At 67.0% G+C, this 18,664-nt stretch carries 17 protein-coding genes; 6 read left to right on the forward strand and 11 right to left on the reverse strand.

Annotated elements, in window-relative coordinates:
* Positions 1-30 precede the first annotated feature (30 nt).
* The 5 genes from C0R07_RS04860 to C0R07_RS04880 form a co-directional block, all read right to left on the reverse strand.
* Positions 31-702: a YoaK family protein gene (locus C0R07_RS04860; RefSeq protein WP_019183301.1), complete on the reverse strand. Its 672-nt coding sequence runs from the start codon at positions 700-702 to the stop codon at positions 31-33.
* Between the two features lie 30 nt (positions 703-732).
* Positions 733-1,239 (reverse strand): hypothetical protein, encoded by a 507-nt coding sequence (locus tag C0R07_RS04865; RefSeq protein ID WP_019183300.1) that lies wholly within the window; start codon positions 1,237-1,239, stop codon positions 733-735.
* Positions 1,236-2,633, reverse strand: coding sequence for a PhoH family protein (locus C0R07_RS04870; RefSeq protein WP_070470631.1), 1,398 nt, complete (start codon positions 2,631-2,633; stop codon positions 1,236-1,238). Before C0R07_RS04870 ends, C0R07_RS04865 begins: the two co-directional genes overlap by 4 nt.
* An 81-nt stretch (positions 2,634-2,714) precedes the next feature.
* On the reverse strand, positions 2,715-3,194 hold the full coding sequence (locus C0R07_RS04875; protein WP_102788305.1) for a peroxiredoxin: 480 nt from the start codon (positions 3,192-3,194) through the stop codon (positions 2,715-2,717).
* 78 nt (positions 3,195-3,272) lie between these two features.
* The gene (locus C0R07_RS04880; RefSeq protein ID WP_019183297.1) at positions 3,273-3,833 is read right to left on the reverse strand and encodes a glycine cleavage system protein R; all 561 of its coding nucleotides are present in this window, start codon (positions 3,831-3,833) and stop codon (positions 3,273-3,275) included.
* Positions 3,834-3,997: 164 nt separating this feature from the next.
* On the opposite strand from C0R07_RS04880, the gene dapA reads away from it, so the two are divergent.
* Together dapA and C0R07_RS04890 are read left to right on the forward strand one after the other, a co-directional pair.
* Positions 3,998-4,891, forward strand: a complete 894-nt coding sequence (gene dapA, locus C0R07_RS04885) for a 4-hydroxy-tetrahydrodipicolinate synthase (protein WP_026069793.1) — start codon at positions 3,998-4,000, stop codon at positions 4,889-4,891.
* Between the two features lie 26 nt (positions 4,892-4,917).
* Positions 4,918-5,442 carry a hypothetical protein gene (locus C0R07_RS04890; RefSeq protein WP_019183295.1) on the forward strand — a complete coding sequence of 175 codons (525 nt, stop codon included), beginning with the start codon at positions 4,918-4,920 and terminating at the stop codon, positions 5,440-5,442.
* A 93-nt stretch (positions 5,443-5,535) separates the two neighbouring features.
* Here C0R07_RS04890 and fdxA read toward each other — a convergent pair whose 3' ends face one another.
* From fdxA to C0R07_RS04920, 6 genes are all read right to left on the reverse strand, one after another.
* Positions 5,536-5,859, reverse strand: a complete 324-nt coding sequence (gene fdxA, locus C0R07_RS04895; RefSeq protein ID WP_019183294.1) for a ferredoxin FdxA — start codon at positions 5,857-5,859, stop codon at positions 5,536-5,538.
* A gap of 66 nt (positions 5,860-5,925) precedes the next feature.
* Positions 5,926-6,804: a 2-dehydro-3-deoxygalactonokinase gene (locus tag C0R07_RS04900; RefSeq protein ID WP_070470627.1), complete on the reverse strand. Its 879-nt coding sequence runs from the start codon at positions 6,802-6,804 to the stop codon at positions 5,926-5,928.
* Complete coding sequence (locus tag C0R07_RS04905; RefSeq protein ID WP_019183291.1) at positions 6,801-7,706, reverse strand: SMP-30/gluconolactonase/LRE family protein; 906 nt, start codon at positions 7,704-7,706, stop codon at positions 6,801-6,803. Before C0R07_RS04905 ends, C0R07_RS04900 begins: the two co-directional genes overlap by 4 nt.
* Before the next feature lie 6 nt (positions 7,707-7,712).
* Entirely contained in the window at positions 7,713-8,861 is a 1,149-nt protein-coding gene (gene dgoD / locus C0R07_RS04910; RefSeq protein WP_019183290.1) for a galactonate dehydratase, read from the reverse strand.
* Entirely contained in the window at positions 8,858-9,478 is a 621-nt protein-coding gene (locus C0R07_RS04915) for a 2-dehydro-3-deoxy-6-phosphogalactonate aldolase (RefSeq protein ID WP_102788306.1), read from the reverse strand. The genes dgoD and C0R07_RS04915 overlap by 4 nt, the downstream gene beginning before the upstream one ends.
* 2 nt (positions 9,479-9,480) lie before the next feature.
* Entirely contained in the window at positions 9,481-10,230 is a 750-nt protein-coding gene (locus C0R07_RS04920) for an SDR family oxidoreductase (RefSeq protein WP_102788307.1), read from the reverse strand.
* A gap of 238 nt (positions 10,231-10,468) precedes the next feature.
* Between C0R07_RS04920 and C0R07_RS04925 the strand changes: the two genes are divergently transcribed.
* The 4 genes from C0R07_RS04925 (at position 10,469) to C0R07_RS04940 (ending at position 18,661) form a co-directional block, all read left to right on the forward strand.
* Positions 10,469-11,431 carry a LysR substrate-binding domain-containing protein gene (locus tag C0R07_RS04925; protein WP_026069792.1) on the forward strand — a complete coding sequence of 321 codons (963 nt, stop codon included), beginning with the start codon at positions 10,469-10,471 and terminating at the stop codon, positions 11,429-11,431.
* A 260-nt stretch (positions 11,432-11,691) separates the two neighbouring features.
* Positions 11,692-14,394: a TonB-dependent receptor gene (locus C0R07_RS04930; protein WP_428991895.1), complete on the forward strand. Its 2,703-nt coding sequence runs from the start codon at positions 11,692-11,694 to the stop codon at positions 14,392-14,394.
* Between the two features lie 125 nt (positions 14,395-14,519).
* Positions 14,520-16,757: a cellulase gene (locus C0R07_RS04935; RefSeq protein ID WP_102788308.1), complete on the forward strand. Its 2,238-nt coding sequence runs from the start codon at positions 14,520-14,522 to the stop codon at positions 16,755-16,757.
* Positions 16,754-18,661, forward strand: coding sequence for a sialate O-acetylesterase (locus C0R07_RS04940; RefSeq protein WP_167390322.1), 1,908 nt, complete (start codon positions 16,754-16,756; stop codon positions 18,659-18,661). The genes C0R07_RS04935 and C0R07_RS04940 overlap by 4 nt, the downstream gene beginning before the upstream one ends.
* The last annotated feature ends 3 nt before the right edge of the window (positions 18,662-18,664 follow it).

Below are 18,664 nucleotides of genomic sequence, written 5' to 3' on the forward strand. Positions count from 1 at the left end.
AATGTTTGCCGCCGTATTGCTGCCGCGCCGTCAGCGCGCCCGCAGCAGCGCCCACTGCCGGTACAGCACGTAGCCCAGACCGGTGCCGCCGGTCAGCAGGGCAGGCGCCAGCAGCGCGTCGTAACCGAAGCGCAGGAACAACCCGGCGCCGATCACGCCGCCAGCCAGGAAACCGCTGACGATCAGGCCGCTCAGGGTCAGCCGCCGGATCGGCAGTGGCAGGCCGCGCAACAGGTGACCCAGGCCGATGCCCAGGTCGGTGAACATGCCGCTGAGATGGGTGGTGCGCACCACCGCCCCGCTGAACGTGGTCGCCATCGCGTTCTGCAGGCCGCAGGCCATCGCCGCCGCGAGCGCGCCCCAGATCTGCTGCTGTTTGAACAAGGGGATCGCGATCAGCAGCAACAGCGATTCGAGCGCCAGCACCACGCCATAGCGGCGGCCCAGCTGCAGGCCGCTGTCCTGGATGATCACGCCGCTGAGTGTGGCACCCACGCAGAAGGCGATCAGCAGTCCCCACAGATGCCCGACCACGCGCCAGTCGCGCTGGGCCAGCGCCATGCCGAGCTGGCTGGTGGTGCCGGTCATGTGGCTGACCGCCTGGTGCTCGAAGCCGAGGAAGCCGACCACGTTGACCATTCCGGCCACGCAGGACAGCGCGATCGCGCCGATCCAGACCCAGGTGGGCAGCCGGATGCTCATCCGGCGCGTGTGGTGGGGGTCACGGCACGATCAACGGCCCGCAGGCGGGCCGTTGAACTGCACATCGGAGAAACTGCCGCTGGCCGGATCGAATACCGCGCCCCAGAACTGCGCGCCGCCATCGCAGACCCGGATCGCATCGCGCGCCGGGTCGATATCGGCATCGTCGGGCAGATGGAAGGCGTTGAGATAGATCAGCTGGCGGCCGTCCATTTCGATGCCCACGTATTGGCGATCGAAATCGGCCGCCTTGGGCACCTGCGCCTCCAGCGACGGCAACTGGGCTTCCAGCTGTTCGACCTGTTGGCGGCTGGGGGCCCAGTAGCCGGTGACGCGCCCCGGCTCGCGGCCGGGGCTGGAGCGTGAGCAGGTATCCAGGACCTGGGCGGCGACGACCGGTCGCGTCACCACCCAGGACTGGCCGGTCTTGACCGCGGTCGGGACGCTGGCGCCCGGCCGTGTATTGGCAGGCGTGCAGGCGGCCGCCAGCGCAGCAAGCGCCAGCGGCAGGACCGCACGGGACAGGAAACGGCTCACAACACCTCCGAAGCGTAATCGGCCAGGCGCGAACGCTCGCCACGGCGCAGCGTGATGTGCGCGCTGTGCGGCCAGTTCTTGAAGCGGTCCACCGCGTAGGTCAGGCCCGAGGTGGTCTCGGTCAGGTACGGGGTATCGATCTGTTCCACGTTGCCCAGGCACACGATCTTGGTGCCGGGGCCGGCACGGGTGATCAGGGTCTTCATCTGCTTGGGAGTGAGGTTCTGCGCTTCATCCAGGATCAGGTAGCGCGACAGGAACGTGCGGCCACGCATGAAGTTCAGCGAGCGGATCTTGATCCGGCTGGCGATCAGGTCGTTGGTCGCCGCACGGCCCCACGCGCCGCCTTCCTGGGTATGCGTGAGCACTTCCAGGTTGTCGGTCAGCGCGCCCATCCACGGCGTCATCTTTTCTTCCTCGGTACCGGGCAGGAAGCCGATGTCCTCGCCGACGCTGACCGTGGCGCGGGTCATGATGATCTCGCGGTAGCGTTGCTGGTCCATGGTCTGGGCCAGGCCGGCGGCCAGCGCCAGCAGCGTCTTGCCGGTACCGGCAGTGCCGAGCAGGGTGACGAAATCGATCTCCGGGTCCATCAGCGCGTTGAGGGCGAAGTTCTGCTCGCGGTTGCGCGCGCTGATGCCCCACACCGCGTGGCTGCCATGGCGGAAATCGTTGACCAGCGACAGCGTGATCTTCTCACCGTCCACCTTGGCCACGCGCAGTTCGACTTCATCGTCGCCCGGCAGGTAGGCGTACTGGTTGGGATGCCAGTTCTCGTCTTCGCTGGCGATGATTTCGTAACTGGTGCGTCCCTTGTCGCTCCAGCTGCGCAGGTTGTCGGTGTGCTTCTTCCAGAAGTCTTCCGGCAGCTCGGTGGCGCCGGTGTAGAGCAGGCTGAAATCGTCGAGCGCGCGGTCGTTTTCGTAATCCTCGGACACGATGCCGGCGATCGCCGCCTTGATCCGCAGGTTGATGTCCTTGGAGACGAACACCACAGGGATCTCGGGCACCTGCTCCTTCAGGGCCAGGATCGCCCCGAGGATGGCATTGTCCGGAATCACCGCGCCGAAGCTCTTGCCGGCCTCGAAGTGGCTGGTCTGGAAACGCAGCAGGCCCACGCTCTGCTTGCCGCGCAGCTGCAGCCCGTTCGGCCGCTGCAGCGGAATGCCATCGGCCAGGTTGTCCAGGCCCGAGGCCTGCACCAGCTCATTGAGGAAACGGCTGACCTGGCGCGCGTTGCGGCTCGCCTCGGTGGTGCCCTTCTTGCCGTTGTCCAGCTCTTCGATCACCTGCATCGGCAGGTAGACATCATGCTCCTCGAACTTGAACAGCGCGGTCGGATCGTGCATGAGCACGTTGGTATCCAGTACGTAGATGCGCTTGCCTCGGGTCATCGTCAATTCCTGGTGGCAGAACAGGGACAAGCCATCACGACCTGCGGGGCAGGGTGATGGCCATTGGGGGTGCCGGGGTGATCACTGGGTTTTCGCGGTCTTCAGGGCTTCAAGGACGGTGTCTGCGTGGCCGGCCACTTTGACCTTGCGCCACGCCTGCACGATACGACTGTCCGGCGAAATGAGGAAGGTGCTGCGCTCGATGCCGCGCACCTGCTTGCCGTACATGTTCTTCAGCTTGATCACGTCGAACGCGGTGCACAGCGCTTCATCGCCATCGCTGATCAGCGGGAAGGCGAAGCCCTGCTTGGCGCAGAAGTTGTCGTGGGATTTGACCGAATCGCGGGAAACGCCGAAAACGCGGGCGCCGGCGTTGGTGAACTGCGGGAGCAGTGCGTTGAAATCGATGCCCTCGGTGGTGCAGCCCGGGGTGCTGTCCTTGGGGTAGAAGTACAGCACCAGCCACTGGCCGGCCAGATCGCCGAGGGTGGTGGTCTCGCCGCCGGACAAGGCCAGCGGCAGTGCGAGGGTGGTGCTGTCCAGGGTGTCGCCGTCGTTCATGGGTTCCTTTCCGGATCCTGGGGTAGATCTACTACAACTGCATGAAACCCCGCGCGCCCGTGACGAGCGCGCGAAACATCAGAACTTCATCGGGTCCATGATCGCATCGAGGTTGAGGTGATCGCAGAACTCGAGGAAATCATCGCGCAGCGCGGCGATGTGCATGTTGGCCGGCACACCGATCGTGACCTGCGCGGAGAACATTTCCGCACCGGTCTGCATCGCGCGGTAACGCGTGCTCTGCAGGTTTTCGATGGTGATGCCCTGGCGGTCGAAGAAATCGGCCAGCTGGAACAGGATTCCCGGCTTGTCGGCGGCGATCACTTCCACGATGTAGGGCAGCAGGTTGGACTGCGCCTGCTTGGCCCCGGTGCGGTACCAGACCAGCTTCAGGCCTTCCTCACGCTCCAGCCGGGTCAGCATCGCCTCCAGCTTGGCCACCGAGTCCCACGAGCCGGTGGCCAGGGCGGTGACGGACACGTCGCGCCCGACCGTGGCCAGGCGGGCGTCGACCAGATTGCAGCCACTGTCGGCGATACGCCGGGTCACAGGCAGCAGGGGGGACTCCGGATGCGTCGTATAGGCGTTGATCAGGAGGTGGTTTTCGGTCGGCGCAGGCCGCGGCGTGGTGTCGGTCAAGATGGTTCCGGGTGATGCAAGGTGAGTCTGAACGGCCGGACGACGGCACGTTCGCCGGAGTCCAGCATACTTGCCCGCGCTTTCGACCCGCAAGTAACATGCAACGTACATCTGGCCGGCGTTTACGCAGGCACGGTGCCCCCTTTCTTCCGAGCACGATGTCCTTGTCCCTTTCCGGTCTCATCACCGCGCTGGCGACGCCCTTCCAGGCGAACGGCGCATTGGATCCCGACGGTTGGCAGCGCTTGCTGCATCTGCAACTGGAGGGTGGTGTTCACGGGGTGGTGGTGGCCGGTTCGACCGGTGAAGCCGCGGCCCTGTCCGATGACGAATACGACCAGCTGCTGCGCAGTGCGGTCAAAACCGTCGCCGGGCGCATCCCGGTATTGGCCGGCACCGGCCTGTCCGGGACGGCCAAAACGATCGAGCAGACCCGCCGGGCGGCCGCCAATGGCGCCACGCACGCGCTGGTGGTGACCCCGCCGTACGTGCGCCCCACCCAGGAAGGCCTGATCGCGCATTACCGCGCGGTGGCCGACCAGGGCGGCCTGCCGGTCATCCTGTACAACGTGCCCGGCCGCACCGGCTGCGACATGCTGCCCGCGACCGTGGCCGAGCTGGCCAGCCACCCGAACATCGTCGGCATCAAGGAAGCGGTGGGCGATATCGGCCGCGTGCATGCCCTGCTGGCCCTGCGTTCGCCGGATTTCGCCATCCTCAGTGGTGACGACGGCACGGCCGCGCGCTCGATCCTGTCCGGCGTGGACGGCCTGATCTCGGTCGGTTCCAACGCCTTGCCGGGTGCCTACCGGCGGATGTGCGACCTGGCAGCGGCCGGTGAGCGCGAGGCGACCGAGTCGTGGGATGCCCGTCTGGAGCCCTTCCATGAATTCTGCGGCGTGGAGTCCAACCCGATCCCGGTGAAGGACCTGCTGCGCCGGATCGGCATTGGTGACGGCCTGCGCCTGCCGCTGCTGCCCCTGTCCGCGGCCCACCACGCCGCTGCCGAACACCTGGCCACCGATATCGGTGCGCTGGAAGCACTATCCAACCACTGATCACAGTGGTCACCCAGGAGATTCCCATGCGTCAATCCGTTTCCGCCATCCGCGTGCTGTCCTTCGCGATCCTGGCTACCGCCACCCTCGTCGGCACCACCGGTTGCTTCAAGCGCGGTGCCAAGGGCGACTACGCCCTGGCCCCGGAAGTGCGTCCGCTGGAAGTGCCGCCGGATCTGAACGTCCCGGCCGGCCAGGCCGCCGCCACCGCCGCCACCAGCTCCACGCTGGCCTCGCAGTCTGCGCGTCCGGCGCCGTCCTCGACCCAGGCACCGGCCAACAATGCCGGGTTCACCGTGCCGGGCACCAAGGAAGAGGTGTTCGCCAAGGTCGGCACCGCGCTGGAGTCCGTTGAAGGCGTGAAGATCGCCAGCAAGGCACAGCTGCTGGGTTCCTATGACGTGGCCTTCGAAGGCAGCGACTTCCTGGTCCGCGTGGTGGCCGTCGATGCCGGCGCCTATGTGTCGGCCGTGGATCCGCGTGGCCTGCCGGCGACCGCCGCCGCCCCGACCAAGCTGCTGGGTGAGCTGAAGGCGAAGCTGGCTCCGTAAAAGCGCCAGCGGCCGGCACTACCGAAGCTGCGGGTCAGAGAAGCAAAAAGGGCGCCCTCGGCGCCCTTTTTGTTGCTGCCAGCGCCGGAAGGCTCAGCGTTCCAGCAGCTTCAGCTTGTCCGGCTTGCCGTCCCATTCGCCGGCATCGGCAGGCGGGTCCTTGCGCACGGTAAGCACCGGCCAGGCCTGGGCCAGTTCGGCGTTCAGGGCGACGAACACTTCCTGCCCGGCGGGCACGTCGTCTTCAGGGAAGATCGCGTTGACCGGGCACTCCGGTTCGCACAGGGTGCAGTCGATGCACTCATCCGGGTCGATCACCAGGAAGTTGGGGCCTTCGTGGAAGCAATCCACGGGGCACACTTCCACGCAATCGGTGTGTTTGCACTTGATGCAGTTTTCAGTGACGACGAAAGGCATGGGGAAATCCGGCGTTAAGCCGACCAATTCTAGAACAGGTTGTGCCTGAATGCTGGGGCCGTGCGCTCAGCCGAGCAGGCCGCGCTGCCGCGCAAGACGGTACAGGCCCCGCGCCGCAAGGCTTTCAGGCGCATCGACGGGGGTCCTGTCGAGCACCTTCAGCGCGTGGGCATAGCGCGTGGTCAGCGTGGTATTGCCCACCAGGTGCACCTCGGCCCCGGGCGCGGCCAGGTCGCGGATTTCATGGCCGAGCAACAGGCCGGAGAGATAGGAGGGGGCGGCCGAAGGCGCGAGACGCTCGAACAGGCCCAACGCACGCACGCCGAACAGGTGGTGCAGCAGGCCACCGGCATCGCCGCTGCGCTGCACGCCTTGGGCGAAGGCGATGGCATCGAAACCATCGCCGTCGTCCATCAGGCGGCCGAGCAGGCTGTGCTGGCGCAGCAGCGCGAACACCTCGCCGGTCATGGCGGTCGCAAAACCGGTGATCGCCCCATCGTGCAGCGTTGCCCACTTGCTGTGCGTACCAGGCAGGCAGACATGGGCGTGGCCTGCGCGGGTGTCCAGGCCGAATAATTGCGTTTCTTCGCCGCGCATCACATCCGGCGTCCCGCCCGCGCCCTGGACGGCCACGCCAGGCACGAACCAGAGATCACGGCCAGGCAGCCGTGCATCGTGATGCAACTGCAGCGCTGCGGCGAGATCGGCCAGCCCGGCCGGGCAGGGCAGGTAGGCCTGCTCGATCCAGCCATTGCGGCTGCCGATCATCCCGCTGAGCAGGATCGTGCTGTCCGGCCAGCCATCGACCAGCCCGGCCAGCACGTCGGCGTAGTTGCCATCGCAGTGCAGTATTCCGCGCGCACTGGAGCGCTGCTCAAGGGTGGCACCGTGCTGGTCCAGCCGGTAGCCGCGCAGGCTGCTGCTGCCCCAGTCAACGGCGATCATCCGCGGATCCGGCTCTCGGGCAGGCCAGGCTGCGCCTGGCGCGCGCTGAACAGGCTGCCGGCGTGCGTGCTTGCGGCCAATTCCTCCGGCGTGTGGTCCAGCCGCGAGCTGATCACGTACAAGGTACGCAGGTCATTGCCGCCGAAAGCCACGCAGGTGGGGTGTTTGACCGGCACCGGCTGGACCTGCAGCAGGGTGCCATCGGGTGCATAGCAGCTGACCTGGCGCGCGCGCCATTGCGCGTTCCATACCCGTCCGGCCGCATCGACGGCCGAGCCATCCGGTTCGGCCGCCGTATCGGCCAGGGCGGTGAATTCGCGCACGTTGCGGGTGCTGGCCTGCTCGGGGTCGTAATCGCAGGCCATGATCCGCGGCGATACCGAGTCGCACCAGTACATCGTGCGGCCATCCAGGCTGAAGCTGATCGCATTGGAAATCACGATGCCCGGCAGCGGCAGCTCGCGCAGGCCGTGGCGGGTGGAGTACTGGTAGAAGCGGCCATCGGCAGCGCGCTCGGGGTGCTCGTTCATGGTGCCGAACACGAAATTGCCGTGACGATCGGCGCGGCCATCATTGCTGCGGGTATAGGGCTTGTAGGGCTCCACATCGGCAAGCCACTGCAGGGGCAGGGTGTCGTCGGTGGCGCTGGCAAGATCTGCGCGGTGCAGCGAGCTGACCAACGCCACCAGCAAGGTGCCGTCGTCGAACAGGCCGATGCAGCCGGGGCGGTCAGGCAGCACCCAGTAGCGGCGGGTGCCGCGCGCGGGGTGGTGCTCCCACAGCCGGCGCTCGGCGATGTCGATCCAAAGCACGCTCTGCCGCTGTTCGCACCAGAGCACGCCTTCGCCATGGGTGCAGCGGCTGTCCACCACCAACGTGGCCGGGGCCAGCTCAACGCTCATCGCCACTCACCATTCGGCAACGGAGCCGTCGCTGTGGCGCCAGATCGGGTTGCGCCAGTCAGGCGGGTTTTCATGGGCATGGCGCAGGCGCTCCTCATCGATTTCCACGCCCAGCCCGGGTTTGGGCAGGGCGGCGATGCTGCCATGGTCGCAGTGGAAGTCGTCCTTGTTCAACACGTAATCGAGCAGATCGGCGCCCTGGTTGTAGTGGATGCCGATGCTCTGTTCCTGCAGCACCGCGTTGTGCGAGACGAAATCCAACTGCAGGCAGGCCGCGAGCGCGACCGGGCCCAGCGGGCAGTGCGGCGCGAGCGCGACATCGTAGGCTTCGGCCATCGCCGCGATCTTCAGGCACTCGGTGAGGCCACCGGCATGCGAGAGATCCGGTTGCAGCAACGACAGACCGCCGTTGGCGAGGACCTGCTTGAATTCGAAGCGCGAGTACATGCGCTCACCGGCCGCCAGTGGAATCGAGGTGGCCGCAGCCAGGCGCGGGTAATACTCGGCCTGCTCCGGAAGGACCGGCTCTTCAACGAACAGTGGCCGGTATGGCTCCAGTTCCTTGAGCAGGACCCGGGCCATCGGTGCGCCCACCCGGCCATGGAAATCCACGCCGAAATCGATGCTGTCGCCGAATGCATCGCGCAGCGCGGCGACCTTGGCGATGGCGGCATCCACGCGGCGGGGGCTGTCCAGCAGCTGCATCTCTTCAGTGCCGTTGAACTTGAACGTATCAAAGCCGAGCGCGCGGTACCGATGTACCTGCTCGACCAGATCGGCCGGCCGGTCGCCGCCCACCCAGCGGTAGGTCTTCATGCGATCGCGCACCAGGCCCCCCAGCAACTGGTAGACCGGCACGCCGAGCGCCTTGCCCTTGATGTCCCACAGCGCCTGGTCGATGCCGGCGATGGCGCTCATCAAAATCGCGCCGCCGCGGTAGAAGCCGCCGCGGTACATCGTCTGCCACAGGTCGTTGATCCGGGCCGGGTCCTTGCCGATCAGATACGCCGACAGCTCATGCACGGCGGCGTCCACCGTGCGTGCGCGGCCTTCGATCACCGGTTCGCCCCAGCCGACGATGCCCTCGTCGGTCTCGATCTTCAGGAACAGCCAACGCGGTGCGGCGTGATAGGTAACCAGTCGGGTGATCTTCATCCGTGCGTAGTCCGGTAGGCCTGGAGGAACGCCTGGGCCTGCTCGCGGGTACGCTGCAGCGGCTGGGCGGGTTGATAGAGATCGCCCCCGATCCCGGCACCGACCGCACCGGCGGCGAGGTAGCTGGCGAGGGAGTCCGGGGTCACGCCGCCGACCACGTACAACGGCAGCTCGCGCGGCAATACCGAGCGCAGGGCGCGCACGTGGCCGGGGCCATAGGTGGCCGCAGGGAACAGCTTGAGCATCTGCGCACCGGCATCGATCGCATCGAATGCCTCGCTGGCGGTGGCGAACCCGGCCATCACCTGCAGGCCCTGATCCACCGCGTGGCGGATCAGCGCCGGCCGCGTGTTGGGGGTGACGATGAAGCGTGCGCCGATCTCCACCAATGCGTCCACCTGCTGTTCGCGCAGCACGGTGCCGCCCCCGATCCAGGCCTGTGCACCGAACGCGCGCTGCGCGCCGGCGATGCTGTCTTCCCAGCGTGGCGAGTTCAGCGGGACTTCGATCGCATCGAAGCCGGCATCCACCAGTGCGCGGACGTGAGCGAGGGTGTCTTCGGGGGGGATGCCGCGCAGGATCGCGACAAGCGGCAGATGGAAGGTCGGTGCGGTCATGATTACTCGTGGTAAAGCTGGGAACGGCCACCGTCGATCAGGATGTCGGTGGCATTGATGAAGCGGGCTTCGTCACTGGCCAGGAACAGCGCGGTATGCGCCACCTCGCCGGGCTCGCCGATGCGCTTGCAGGGCAGCAGCTGCTCCTGTGCGTGGCGCGTGGCGGCCGGGTCGGCGCTGTTGGCGAACCAGGCTTCGATCCGCGGCACCAGGATCAGCCCCGGCGAAATCGAGTTCACCCGGATGCCCTGCGCCGCATACTCGATGCCCAGCGCTTTGCTCAGCCCGATCAGCCCATGCTTGGCGACCGGGTAGGGGAAGGCGTGCGGGATGATGCGGTGGCCATGCACCGAGGCGATGTTGACGATGGAACCGGCCTGCTGCGCCACCATCGCCGGCAGCACTGCGCGGCACACGTTCCAGGCGCCTTTGAGGTTGAGGTCCAGGCAGCGTTCCCACTGTGCGTCTTCCAGCTGCAGTGGGTCGGCGAAGACATCGGCCCCGGCATTGTTGACCAGCACGTCCACGCGCCCATGCTCGGCGCGGATGGCCTCCACCAGGGCACGCACGGCGGCGGCATCGGTGATGTCGGCCAGGCGATGGTCGATCCGGGCATCCACGGCATGCGGTGGATTGAGATCCAGTCCGATCACCCGGGCGCCGTGCACGGCGAACAGCGCGGCGGTGGCCGCACCGATGCCGCTGGCCGTGCCGGTCACCAGCGCGATCTTGTCCTGCAGTCGTTTACTCATCGAACAGTGTGTCCAGGGGAGCCAACGGCAGACGGTACGACAAAGCGGGGACGGACAAAGCAGGCTCCAGGAATCGGCGGGCGCGGGGGGCGCTGGCGGGCTGGCAGCCGGGGGCGGCGCAACCATACGATCAGGGTTGCGTGCGAAGGTATTCTTATCAAATGAAATTTTTCGGAATATCTATTCCCCCGTCGAATACCGTGATTCAATGCGGCGATCAACGCAGAACGGATGTGTGATGACCACCGCGCCTGGCCCCTGGACAAATGCCTCCCGGCTCAAGACCCGGCATTTGATGTTGTTGCTGCACCTGCATGAACATGGTTCGGTCCTGCGCGCGGCCGAGGCCGCCGCCATGACCCAGCCGGCCGCGTCCAAGCTGCTGGCGGAGATGGAAGACATGCTCGGGGTGAAACTGTTCGAGCGCCATGCCCGCGGCGTGGAGCCGACCTGGTACGGCCACGTGCTGATCCGGCGCGCACGCTCGGCAATGTCCGAGATCGGGCGGGCCACGGAGGAGATCGCCGCGCTGCGCAGCGGGCATCGGGGCCAGGTGTCGATCGGCACCGTGGTCAACCCGGGCACCAACCTGGTGCCACAGGCGATCGCCGAGGTGAAGCGCGAGTTCCCGGACATCCTGATCCGGGTCGAGATGGACTACAGCCGGCCCCTGGTGGCCCGTCTGCTGGACGGCCAGCTGGACCTGGTGATCGGCCGGATCCTCGGGCCGGAGGGTGCGGCGGACCTGGCCTTCGAAGCGCTGGCCGATGAACCGCATTCGGTGATCGCCCGTGCCGGCCATCCGCTGGCCAACCGCGATGATCTGCACCATGCCGATCTGGCCCGGCATGGCTGGATCCTGCCCCCGGCCGACAGCGTGCTGCGCGCGCGGCTGGACGCGCTGTTCCTGGAACAGGGCCTGCCGATCCCGCAGAACATCATCGAGACCAGTTCATTGCCGGTGATGACCAGCCTGCTGCGCGGCAGCGATCTGCTCGCCGCGCTGCCGGTGGAATCGGTGGCGCCCTACATCCAGGCCAAGCTGCTGACCGTGCTGCCGATCGATGTGGGCGTCCGCATGGAATCGTTCGGGATCATCTACCGGCGCGGCCACGTGCTGCCGCCCGCCGCCGAACGCATGCTGTTGGCCCTGCGTACCACCGCGCGCTGGCTGTATCCGGGGCTCCGCGGGAGCGGCTGACACGGGCCGGACCCCTGCTGGTATAGGCACAGTGAATGGTATTCTCCGAAGGAATACATCCGGCCCAATATTTTATTGGCATGGAATGGCTCCCGCTGCCTAAGCTGCCCGCCAGCTACCACCCCTCACGAGGGTGGCCGCGATGATCCCCGGGTCGGTTCCACCGGTGTCGGGGTCACCTTAAAACCTGATTGTTACAGGCAGCGCCGCCTTCGCAGCGCTGTCCACCGTCAGCACATGTGTCCTGGGAGGGAAACATCATGTCAGTACGTTGTTGCCGTGGGGCGACAGGCGCATCCGTGCCTGCACGCACCCCCACCGCTGTGCGCCGCCGCGCGCTGGCGGTCTGCGTTTCGATGCTGGTTGCCGGCCAGGCCATGGCGCAACAGAGTGATATCCAGGACGCCACCGCGGCGACCCAGCTGGACACCGTCCAGGTGACCGGCACCCGCAGCAGCGTGACCCGTGCCCAGCAGATCAAACAGAATGCCGAGCAGATCGTGGATTCGATCGTGGCCGAGGACATCGGCAAGCTGCCAGACAACAACGTCGCCGAGGCACTGCAGCGCATCTCCGGCATCCAGATCACCCGCAACTACGGCGAGGGCAGCACGATCGCCATCCGTGGCCTGACCCAGGTGCGCACCGAGCTCAACGGGCGTGACATCTTCACCGCCAATGACGGTCGCGGCCTGAGCTTCGAGGATGTGTCGGCCGAGCTGCTCGGTGGCGTCAATGTCTACAAGAATCCGTCGGCGGAAATGATCGAAGGTGGCCTCGGTGGCACCGTCGACCTGCGTACGCGGCTGCCCTTCGATTACGAGGGCCGCAAAATCGCCGGCAGCCTGCAGTACAACCATTACGATCTGGCCGATGACAGCAAGCCCGCGTTCTCGGGCATGTTCAGCGACCGCTGGCAGACCGGCATCGGCGAAGTCGGCCTGCTGGTGAACTACTCGCAGCAGACCAGCCCGTTCCGCCAGGACACGATCTCGCTGGAGCCCTGGTATTCGCAGACGGACCTGCCCGGCTTCGAAGGGACCGAGGTATTCGTCCCGCATGGTGCCGGCGTCAACACCACCGTGGGTGAGCGCAAGCGCCGCACCGGCGCGGTGGCGCTGCAGTGGCGCCCGCGCGATGACATCGAGGTGCAGGCGCAGGTGCTGCGCTCGGACTACGATTTCCGCTGGCAGGACTATTCCTTCTTCGCCTACAGCGGCGGCGATGCCATGCAGGGCGCGCGCGATATCGTGGTCAACGACCGCAACGAACTGGTCAGTGGCGTATTCCAGAATACCCCGGCCGATTCCAACACCAGCCTGACCCAGCGCAAGTCGATCACCACCGACTACTCGCTCGGCGCGAAGTGGACGGTGAGCCCGAGCCTGACCCTGAGCACCGATGTCCAGTACGTCGATGCCACCACCAAGGGGACGCGCTACATCGTGGGCACCGGCATGAACGCCACGCCGTTCTACACGATCGACCTCAGTGGCGACCTGCCGTACCTGGCGGTGACCGATGCAGTCGGCAACCAGGGATACCTCACCGATCCGGCCAACTACGTCGGCTGGAAGTTCCACCTGGACAACAAGGACGACAACAAGGGCACCGAGTTCGCGTGGCGCTCGGACATGGACCTGGCGTTCGAGGATGGCTTCGCCCGCAGCTTCAAGGCCGGCGTGCGCTACACCGACCGCAAGGCCGAGAACCAGGGCAATGTCTGGCGCTTCATGTGGCTGGGCGCGCCGTTCGCCGATTTCCCGAACGTGGGCCTGGTGCCGAACCCGATCACCGACTTCTTCCGCGGCAAAAGCTACACCTTCGGGCCGACCCTGAGTGCCTCCGATGCCGCGGTGGAGAATTACGAGCAGACCCTGGCCGCGTTCGGTGCCGATCCGCTGGAATTCTCGCCGAACAACATCAACAACCAGCGCGAAAAGACCTACGCCGCGTACGGCGTCCTTCGCTTCGGTGCGGATGACTGGGGCGTCCCGTTCGATGGCAACATCGGCGTGCGCGTGGTGCGGACCGAGGTGACCTCCGACGGCGTGCGTACCGGGACCGACATCGAAGGCGGTGGCCTGCTGCCGGTCAATGTCGAGCAGTCCTACACCGATGTGCTGCCCAGCCTCAACCTGCGCTGGATGTTCACCGACCAGCTGCAGCTGCGCTTTGCCGCCTCCAAGGGCATTTCGCGCCCGGGCTTCGACAAGCTCAACCCGAACCTGAGCCTGAGCGCGGCCGATGCCGGGGGTGGCGTGACCCGGCGCACCGGTTCGGCCGGCAATCCCAACCTCAAGCCGATGGAGGCCACCCAGTTCGATACGTCGCTGGAGTGGTACTTCGGCCAAGGCTCGATGATGTACGGCACCGCCTTCTACAAGAAGGTCGATGGGTTCATCGCCAACGCCGTGTTCAACGAGGTCTACGCCGGCGAGAACTGGGAGATCACCCGCCCGGTGAATGGCGATGACGGCAAGATCAAGGGCGTGGAGGTGGGCTACACCCAGTTCTTCGACTTCCTGCCGGGCTGGATGAGCCATTTCGGCCTGCAGACCAACTACACCTATGTCGACTCCAAGGCGCCCAGCCCGAATGCCACCGATACCAATGGCAGCCAGTTGGTGGTGCCGCTGGAGGGGCTCTCCAAGAACAGCTACAACGTCATCCTCAGCTATGAAGTCCCGCGCTTCCAGGCGCGCGTGGCCTACAACTGGCGCAGCGACTGGCTGATCACCACGGCCGGCAACGGCACCGGCAACCTGCCTGTCTACAACAAGGGCTTTGGCCAGCTGGACGCCTCGCTGCGGTTCAACATCAACGAGGTGTGGTCGGTGTCGCTGGACGGCATGAACCTGCTCGATACCCGCAACGAAAGCTACCTGGGCTACACCACGCGCTACCGCGACTTCGTGATCAACGATCGTCGCTACGGCATCACCCTGCGCGCCAGCCTGTAACGCGTGACCGTCTGCGGGCCTTCCTGCTTCGTGGCACCTCCCCAGCACGAAGCAGGGAGGACCGCAGCTTCTGTTCCAGGCGTGTGGACATTGGGCCGCATGCCGCTCCACCGGGAGGCCCGTGCATGACCCCCGCCGATTGGCTGATCTGGACCGTGCGCGCATCGGTCCGCCCGCGTCACTGCCGGGCAGGGTGGCTGGTGCTGCTGCTGGCCGTGTTTCCGGTTCTCGCCACCGCGGCGCCCTACCAGTGGCGCAACGTGGCCATCGGTGGCGGTGGCTTCGTGACCGGGCTGGTCTTCCATCCGGCCGAACCGGACCTGCTGTACGCGCGCACCGATGTCGGCGGTGCCTACCGTTGGGATCAGGCCAGCGGCCGCTGGAGCGCGTTGACCGACTGGCTCGGTCGTGACGATGCCAATCTCACCGGTATCGAAAGCCTGGCCGTGGACCCGCGCGACCCGCAGCGTGTCTATCTGGCCGCAGGCACCTATACCCACCCCCGCGTGGGCAATGGCGCGATCCTGCGTTCGTCCGATCGGGGGGCCACGTTCGCGCGCACCGATCTTCCCTTCAAACTCGGTGGCAACGAGCTTTCGCGCGGCAATGGCGAGCGACTGGCCGTGGACCCCCATCAAGGCGGCATTCTCCTGCTCGGCTCACGCAGCAATGGCCTGTGGCGCAGTGACGACCATGGTGCGCACTGGCAGGAAGTGACGACCTTCCCGGCGATCGCGCGCAGCGCGCAGGCCAGCGCGCCGGCCTGGAACGGCACGCAGCAGATCGGCATCGTGTTCGTGCAGTTCGATGCGCGCAGTGGCCGCGCTGGCAGCCCTACACCGGTGATCTACGCGGGCGTATCGACGACGACGGGCCCGGCGATTCTCCGCTCCACGGATGGTGGGCGCGCCTGGCAGCCGCTGCCCGGGCAACCGACCGGTCTGCGTCCCACCCGCATGGCGCAGGGCAGCGACGGTCGCCTCTACATCGCCTATGCGGATCTGCCCGGCCCGGACCGCATGGGCAACGGGGCGCTGTGGCGTTTCGACATCAAGCAGGCTCGGTGGCAGGACATCAGCCCGGTGCCGCAGTCCAGCGACACCCAGGGCGATGGCTTCGGCTGGGGCGCGGTCGCGGTGGAGGCCGGCAACCCGGACGTGGTGATGGCCAGCACCTTCAACCGTTTCGGACCGCACGACGACATCTTCCGCAGTACCGATGGCGGTCGCAGCTGGACACCGGTCATCGCGGGCGCGAGGTTCGACCACGGCAACGCGCCATGGACCGCACACGCCTCGCCGCACTGGATGGCCGACGTGCAGATCGATCCGTTCGATCCGCGCCGGGTGCTGTTCGTCACCGGCTACGGCCTGTGGGCGAGCCGCGATGTCCGCGCGGCCGATCACGGCCAGCCCGTGCAGTGGTGGTTCCAGAATGATGGGTTGGAAGAAACGGTCCCGCTGGACCTGGTCAGCCCGGGGCAGGGCGCGCACCTGCTGAGCGCGCTGGGCGACATCGATGGCTTCCGCCACGATGACCTGACCGTGTCGCCATTGCAGTACGCCGGTCCGCGCCTGACCAACAGCGAGAGCATCGACGCTGCCGCGCAGTCACCTTCCCACGTGGTGCGCAGCGGCACCGTGCGCCATCGCCTGCATGACGAGGTCCGTGCGGCCTGGTCGAACGATGGTGGGCGTACGTGGCAGGCGTTCGTCAGCGAACCGCCGGACGGCGAGGGCGCGGGCCGCATCCGCCTCGGCAGCGATGGCGGCCGGGTGCTGTGGCACACGTTGCGCGGCAGCCATTGGTATACCGATGACCACGGCCGGCATTGGCAGGCCGTGCGCGGCCTGCCCAACACTGCCGTGGTGGTCGCGGACACCCGCTCGCCTGCGCACTGGTATGGGTACGACGCCGCCAGCGGCGCGTTGCTGCGCAGCGACGATGGTGGCGCCTCGTTCGTCGCCGACCGCGTACGCCTGGCGCCGGCCCCGGTGCTGACGGCCGAGCTGCGCGCCGATCCACAGCAGGGTGGGCTGGTGTATGTCGGTGCCGGTCCGCAGGGGCTGCTGCGCTGGCGCGCTGGTGATCTGCAGCGCGTGGCGGGGGTGGATGCGGTTCACAGCCTCGGCGTCGGCAAGGGTGCCCCGGGTCGTGACGTTGCCAGCGTGTTCGTTGCGGGCACCGTCGAGGGCGTCCATGGGCTCTTCCGTTCCGATGACGGCGGTGCCCGGTGGCTGCGCATCGATGACGCCGCGCACCAGTTCGGTCAGATTCAACGCGTCACCGGGGATCCGCGCCTGCATGGGCGCGTCTACTTCGCCACCGGTGGGCGCGGCATCGTCTATGGAGATCCACAATGAAACGAGCGTGTGCGCTGGTGGTATCGCTGTGGATGGTCACCGCCGCCGTGCAGGCCGAGCCGGTCCTGCCCCGGCTGTTTGCCGACGGCATGGTGCTGCAGCGTGACCAGCCGCTGCCGGTGTGGGGTACGGCCACGCCCGGCGCACGCCTGCAGGTCGGCATCGACGGCGAACGTGCCAGTACCACGGTCGGTACGGACGGTAGCTGGAAGGTCGTGCTGCCGCCGCACGCGGTCGGTGGCCCATTCCAGCTGGAGATCACGGGCGACGGGCGCGCGCTGCAGGTGCGCGATGTCCTGTTCGGCGATGTCTGGCTGGCCAGCGGTCAGTCCAACATGGAATGGCCGCTGCACGATACGCAGGACGCGGCGGCGGCCGTCGCCGCTGCGAGCGACGCGCAGCTGCGTCATTTCAAGATTCCCAAATCCTGGTCCGGGCAGCCGGAAACCACACTGGCCGGTGGCCGCTGGCTGCCGGCGTCCCCCGCCAACGCGGGGAGCTTCTCCGCGGTCGCGTACTACTTCGCGCGCGAGCTGCGGCAGCACGCCGGGGTGCCGATCGGCATCATCGACAGCACCTGGGGCGGCAGCACCATCGAAGCCTGGATGGCCGCCGCGCTGCAGGACATTGATGCAGGCGCGCTGGCCACGCGCATGCAGGCGCAACGCGAGACGGATGCACGCACCCTGGCCAAGGTGCGCCAACGCCTTGCGCAGTGGCACACCTTTGACGAGCAGCCGCAGTGGGCCGCAGCCCGGTTCGACGACCGCGATTGGGAAGCCGCCACGCTCCCGGGGCTATGGGAAACCGGCGGCTATGCCGGCATGGACGGGATCGGCTGGTACCGTGCCGAGTTCACCTTGAGCGCGGCACAGGCTGCGCAGGCCGGCACCCTTGGAGTCGGACGGATCGATGACGCGGACCGCACCTTCGTCAATGGCGTGCAGGTCGGCGCGACGACGATGGCCTGGAACACACCGCGTGTGTATCCGCTGCCCGCCGGCCAACTGCAGGCCGGCCGCAACGTGGTCGCGGTGCGAGTGGAGGACCTGGGCGGTGGTGGTGGCATCCACGGTGAGCCGTCCGAACTGTTCGTGCGCCTGGCCGATGGCAGCCAGGTGCAGCTGCAAGGCTGGCGTTTCCGTCCCGGCAAGGTGACGGTCGCCCTGGACGATGACAAGAACCAGATCCCGACGCTGCTGTACAACCGCATGATCCACCCGTTGCCGCCATTCCCGATCAAGGGGGTGATCTGGTACCAGGGCGAGAGCAATGCCACCGATGCCGGAGCGCTGGCCTATCGGGATCAGTTCAAGGCCTTGATCCAGCAGTGGCGGCAGGACTGGAACGCACCGGCGCTGCCGTTTGTCTGGGTGCAGCTGGCCAGCTTCGGCGCGGGCGCCGATCACGGTGAGCAGAGCCCGTGGGCGTTGCTGCGCGAGTCGCAGTCGGCGGCGCTGTCGCTGCCGCATACCGCGCAGGCGGTGAGCATCGACCTGGGCAATGCGACGGATATCCATCCGCGCAACAAGCGCGATGTCGGCGCACGCCTGGCGCTGGCCGCCCGGCACGCGGCGTATGGCGAAACGCTGACGTACAGCGGTCCGGTGCAGCGCGACGTCCGCTTCGATCGCGGCCAGGCCGTCATCACCTTCGATCCGATGGGCAGTGTGCTGGCGGTGCGCGGCGGTGGGATGCAGGTACAGGGCTTCACCGTGGCCGGTGCCGACCGCCGGTTCCACGCTGCACAGGCGCGAATCGATGGTGACCGCGTGATTGTCCACAGCGAGGCGGTCGCCACGCCGGTGGCAGTGCGCTATGCCTGGCGGGAGAACCCCGCCGACGCCAACCTGATCAATTCGCAACAGCTGCCGGCGTCGCCGTTCCGCAGCGATACCTGGTGACCA

The sequence above is a fragment of the Stenotrophomonas bentonitica genome, assembly GCF_002887735.1.
Classification (GTDB): Bacteria; Pseudomonadota; Gammaproteobacteria; order Xanthomonadales; family Xanthomonadaceae; genus Stenotrophomonas; species Stenotrophomonas bentonitica_A.

Coding starts and splice junctions, on each gene's coding strand:
- C0R07_RS04860 (WP_019183301.1), bottom strand. CDS start 702: ATGAGCATCCGGCTGCCCACCTGGGTCTGGATCGGCGCGATCGCGCTG.
- C0R07_RS04870 (WP_070470631.1), bottom strand. CDS start 2,633: ATGACCCGAGGCAAGCGCATCTACGTACTGGATACCAACGTGCTCATG.
- C0R07_RS04875 (WP_102788305.1), bottom strand. CDS start 3,194: ATGAACGACGGCGACACCCTGGACAGCACCACCCTCGCACTGCCGCTG.
- C0R07_RS04890 (WP_019183295.1), top strand. CDS start 4,918: ATGCGTCAATCCGTTTCCGCCATCCGCGTGCTGTCCTTCGCGATCCTG.
- fdxA (WP_019183294.1), bottom strand. CDS start 5,859: ATGCCTTTCGTCGTCACTGAAAACTGCATCAAGTGCAAACACACCGAT.
- C0R07_RS04900 (WP_070470627.1), bottom strand. CDS start 6,804: ATGATCGCCGTTGACTGGGGCAGCAGCAGCCTGCGCGGCTACCGGCTG.
- C0R07_RS04905 (WP_019183291.1), bottom strand. CDS start 7,706: ATGAGCGTTGAGCTGGCCCCGGCCACGTTGGTGGTGGACAGCCGCTGC.
- dgoD (WP_019183290.1), bottom strand. CDS start 8,861: ATGAAGATCACCCGACTGGTTACCTATCACGCCGCACCGCGTTGGCTG.
- C0R07_RS04915 (WP_102788306.1), bottom strand. CDS start 9,478: ATGACCGCACCGACCTTCCATCTGCCGCTTGTCGCGATCCTGCGCGGC.
- C0R07_RS04920 (WP_102788307.1), bottom strand. CDS start 10,230: ATGAGTAAACGACTGCAGGACAAGATCGCGCTGGTGACCGGCACGGCC.
- C0R07_RS04925 (WP_026069792.1), top strand. CDS start 10,469: ATGACCACCGCGCCTGGCCCCTGGACAAATGCCTCCCGGCTCAAGACC.
- C0R07_RS04930 (WP_428991895.1), top strand. CDS start 11,692: ATGTCAGTACGTTGTTGCCGTGGGGCGACAGGCGCATCCGTGCCTGCA.
- C0R07_RS04935 (WP_102788308.1), top strand. CDS start 14,520: ATGACCCCCGCCGATTGGCTGATCTGGACCGTGCGCGCATCGGTCCGC.
- C0R07_RS04940 (WP_167390322.1), top strand. CDS start 16,754: ATGAAACGAGCGTGTGCGCTGGTGGTATCGCTGTGGATGGTCACCGCC.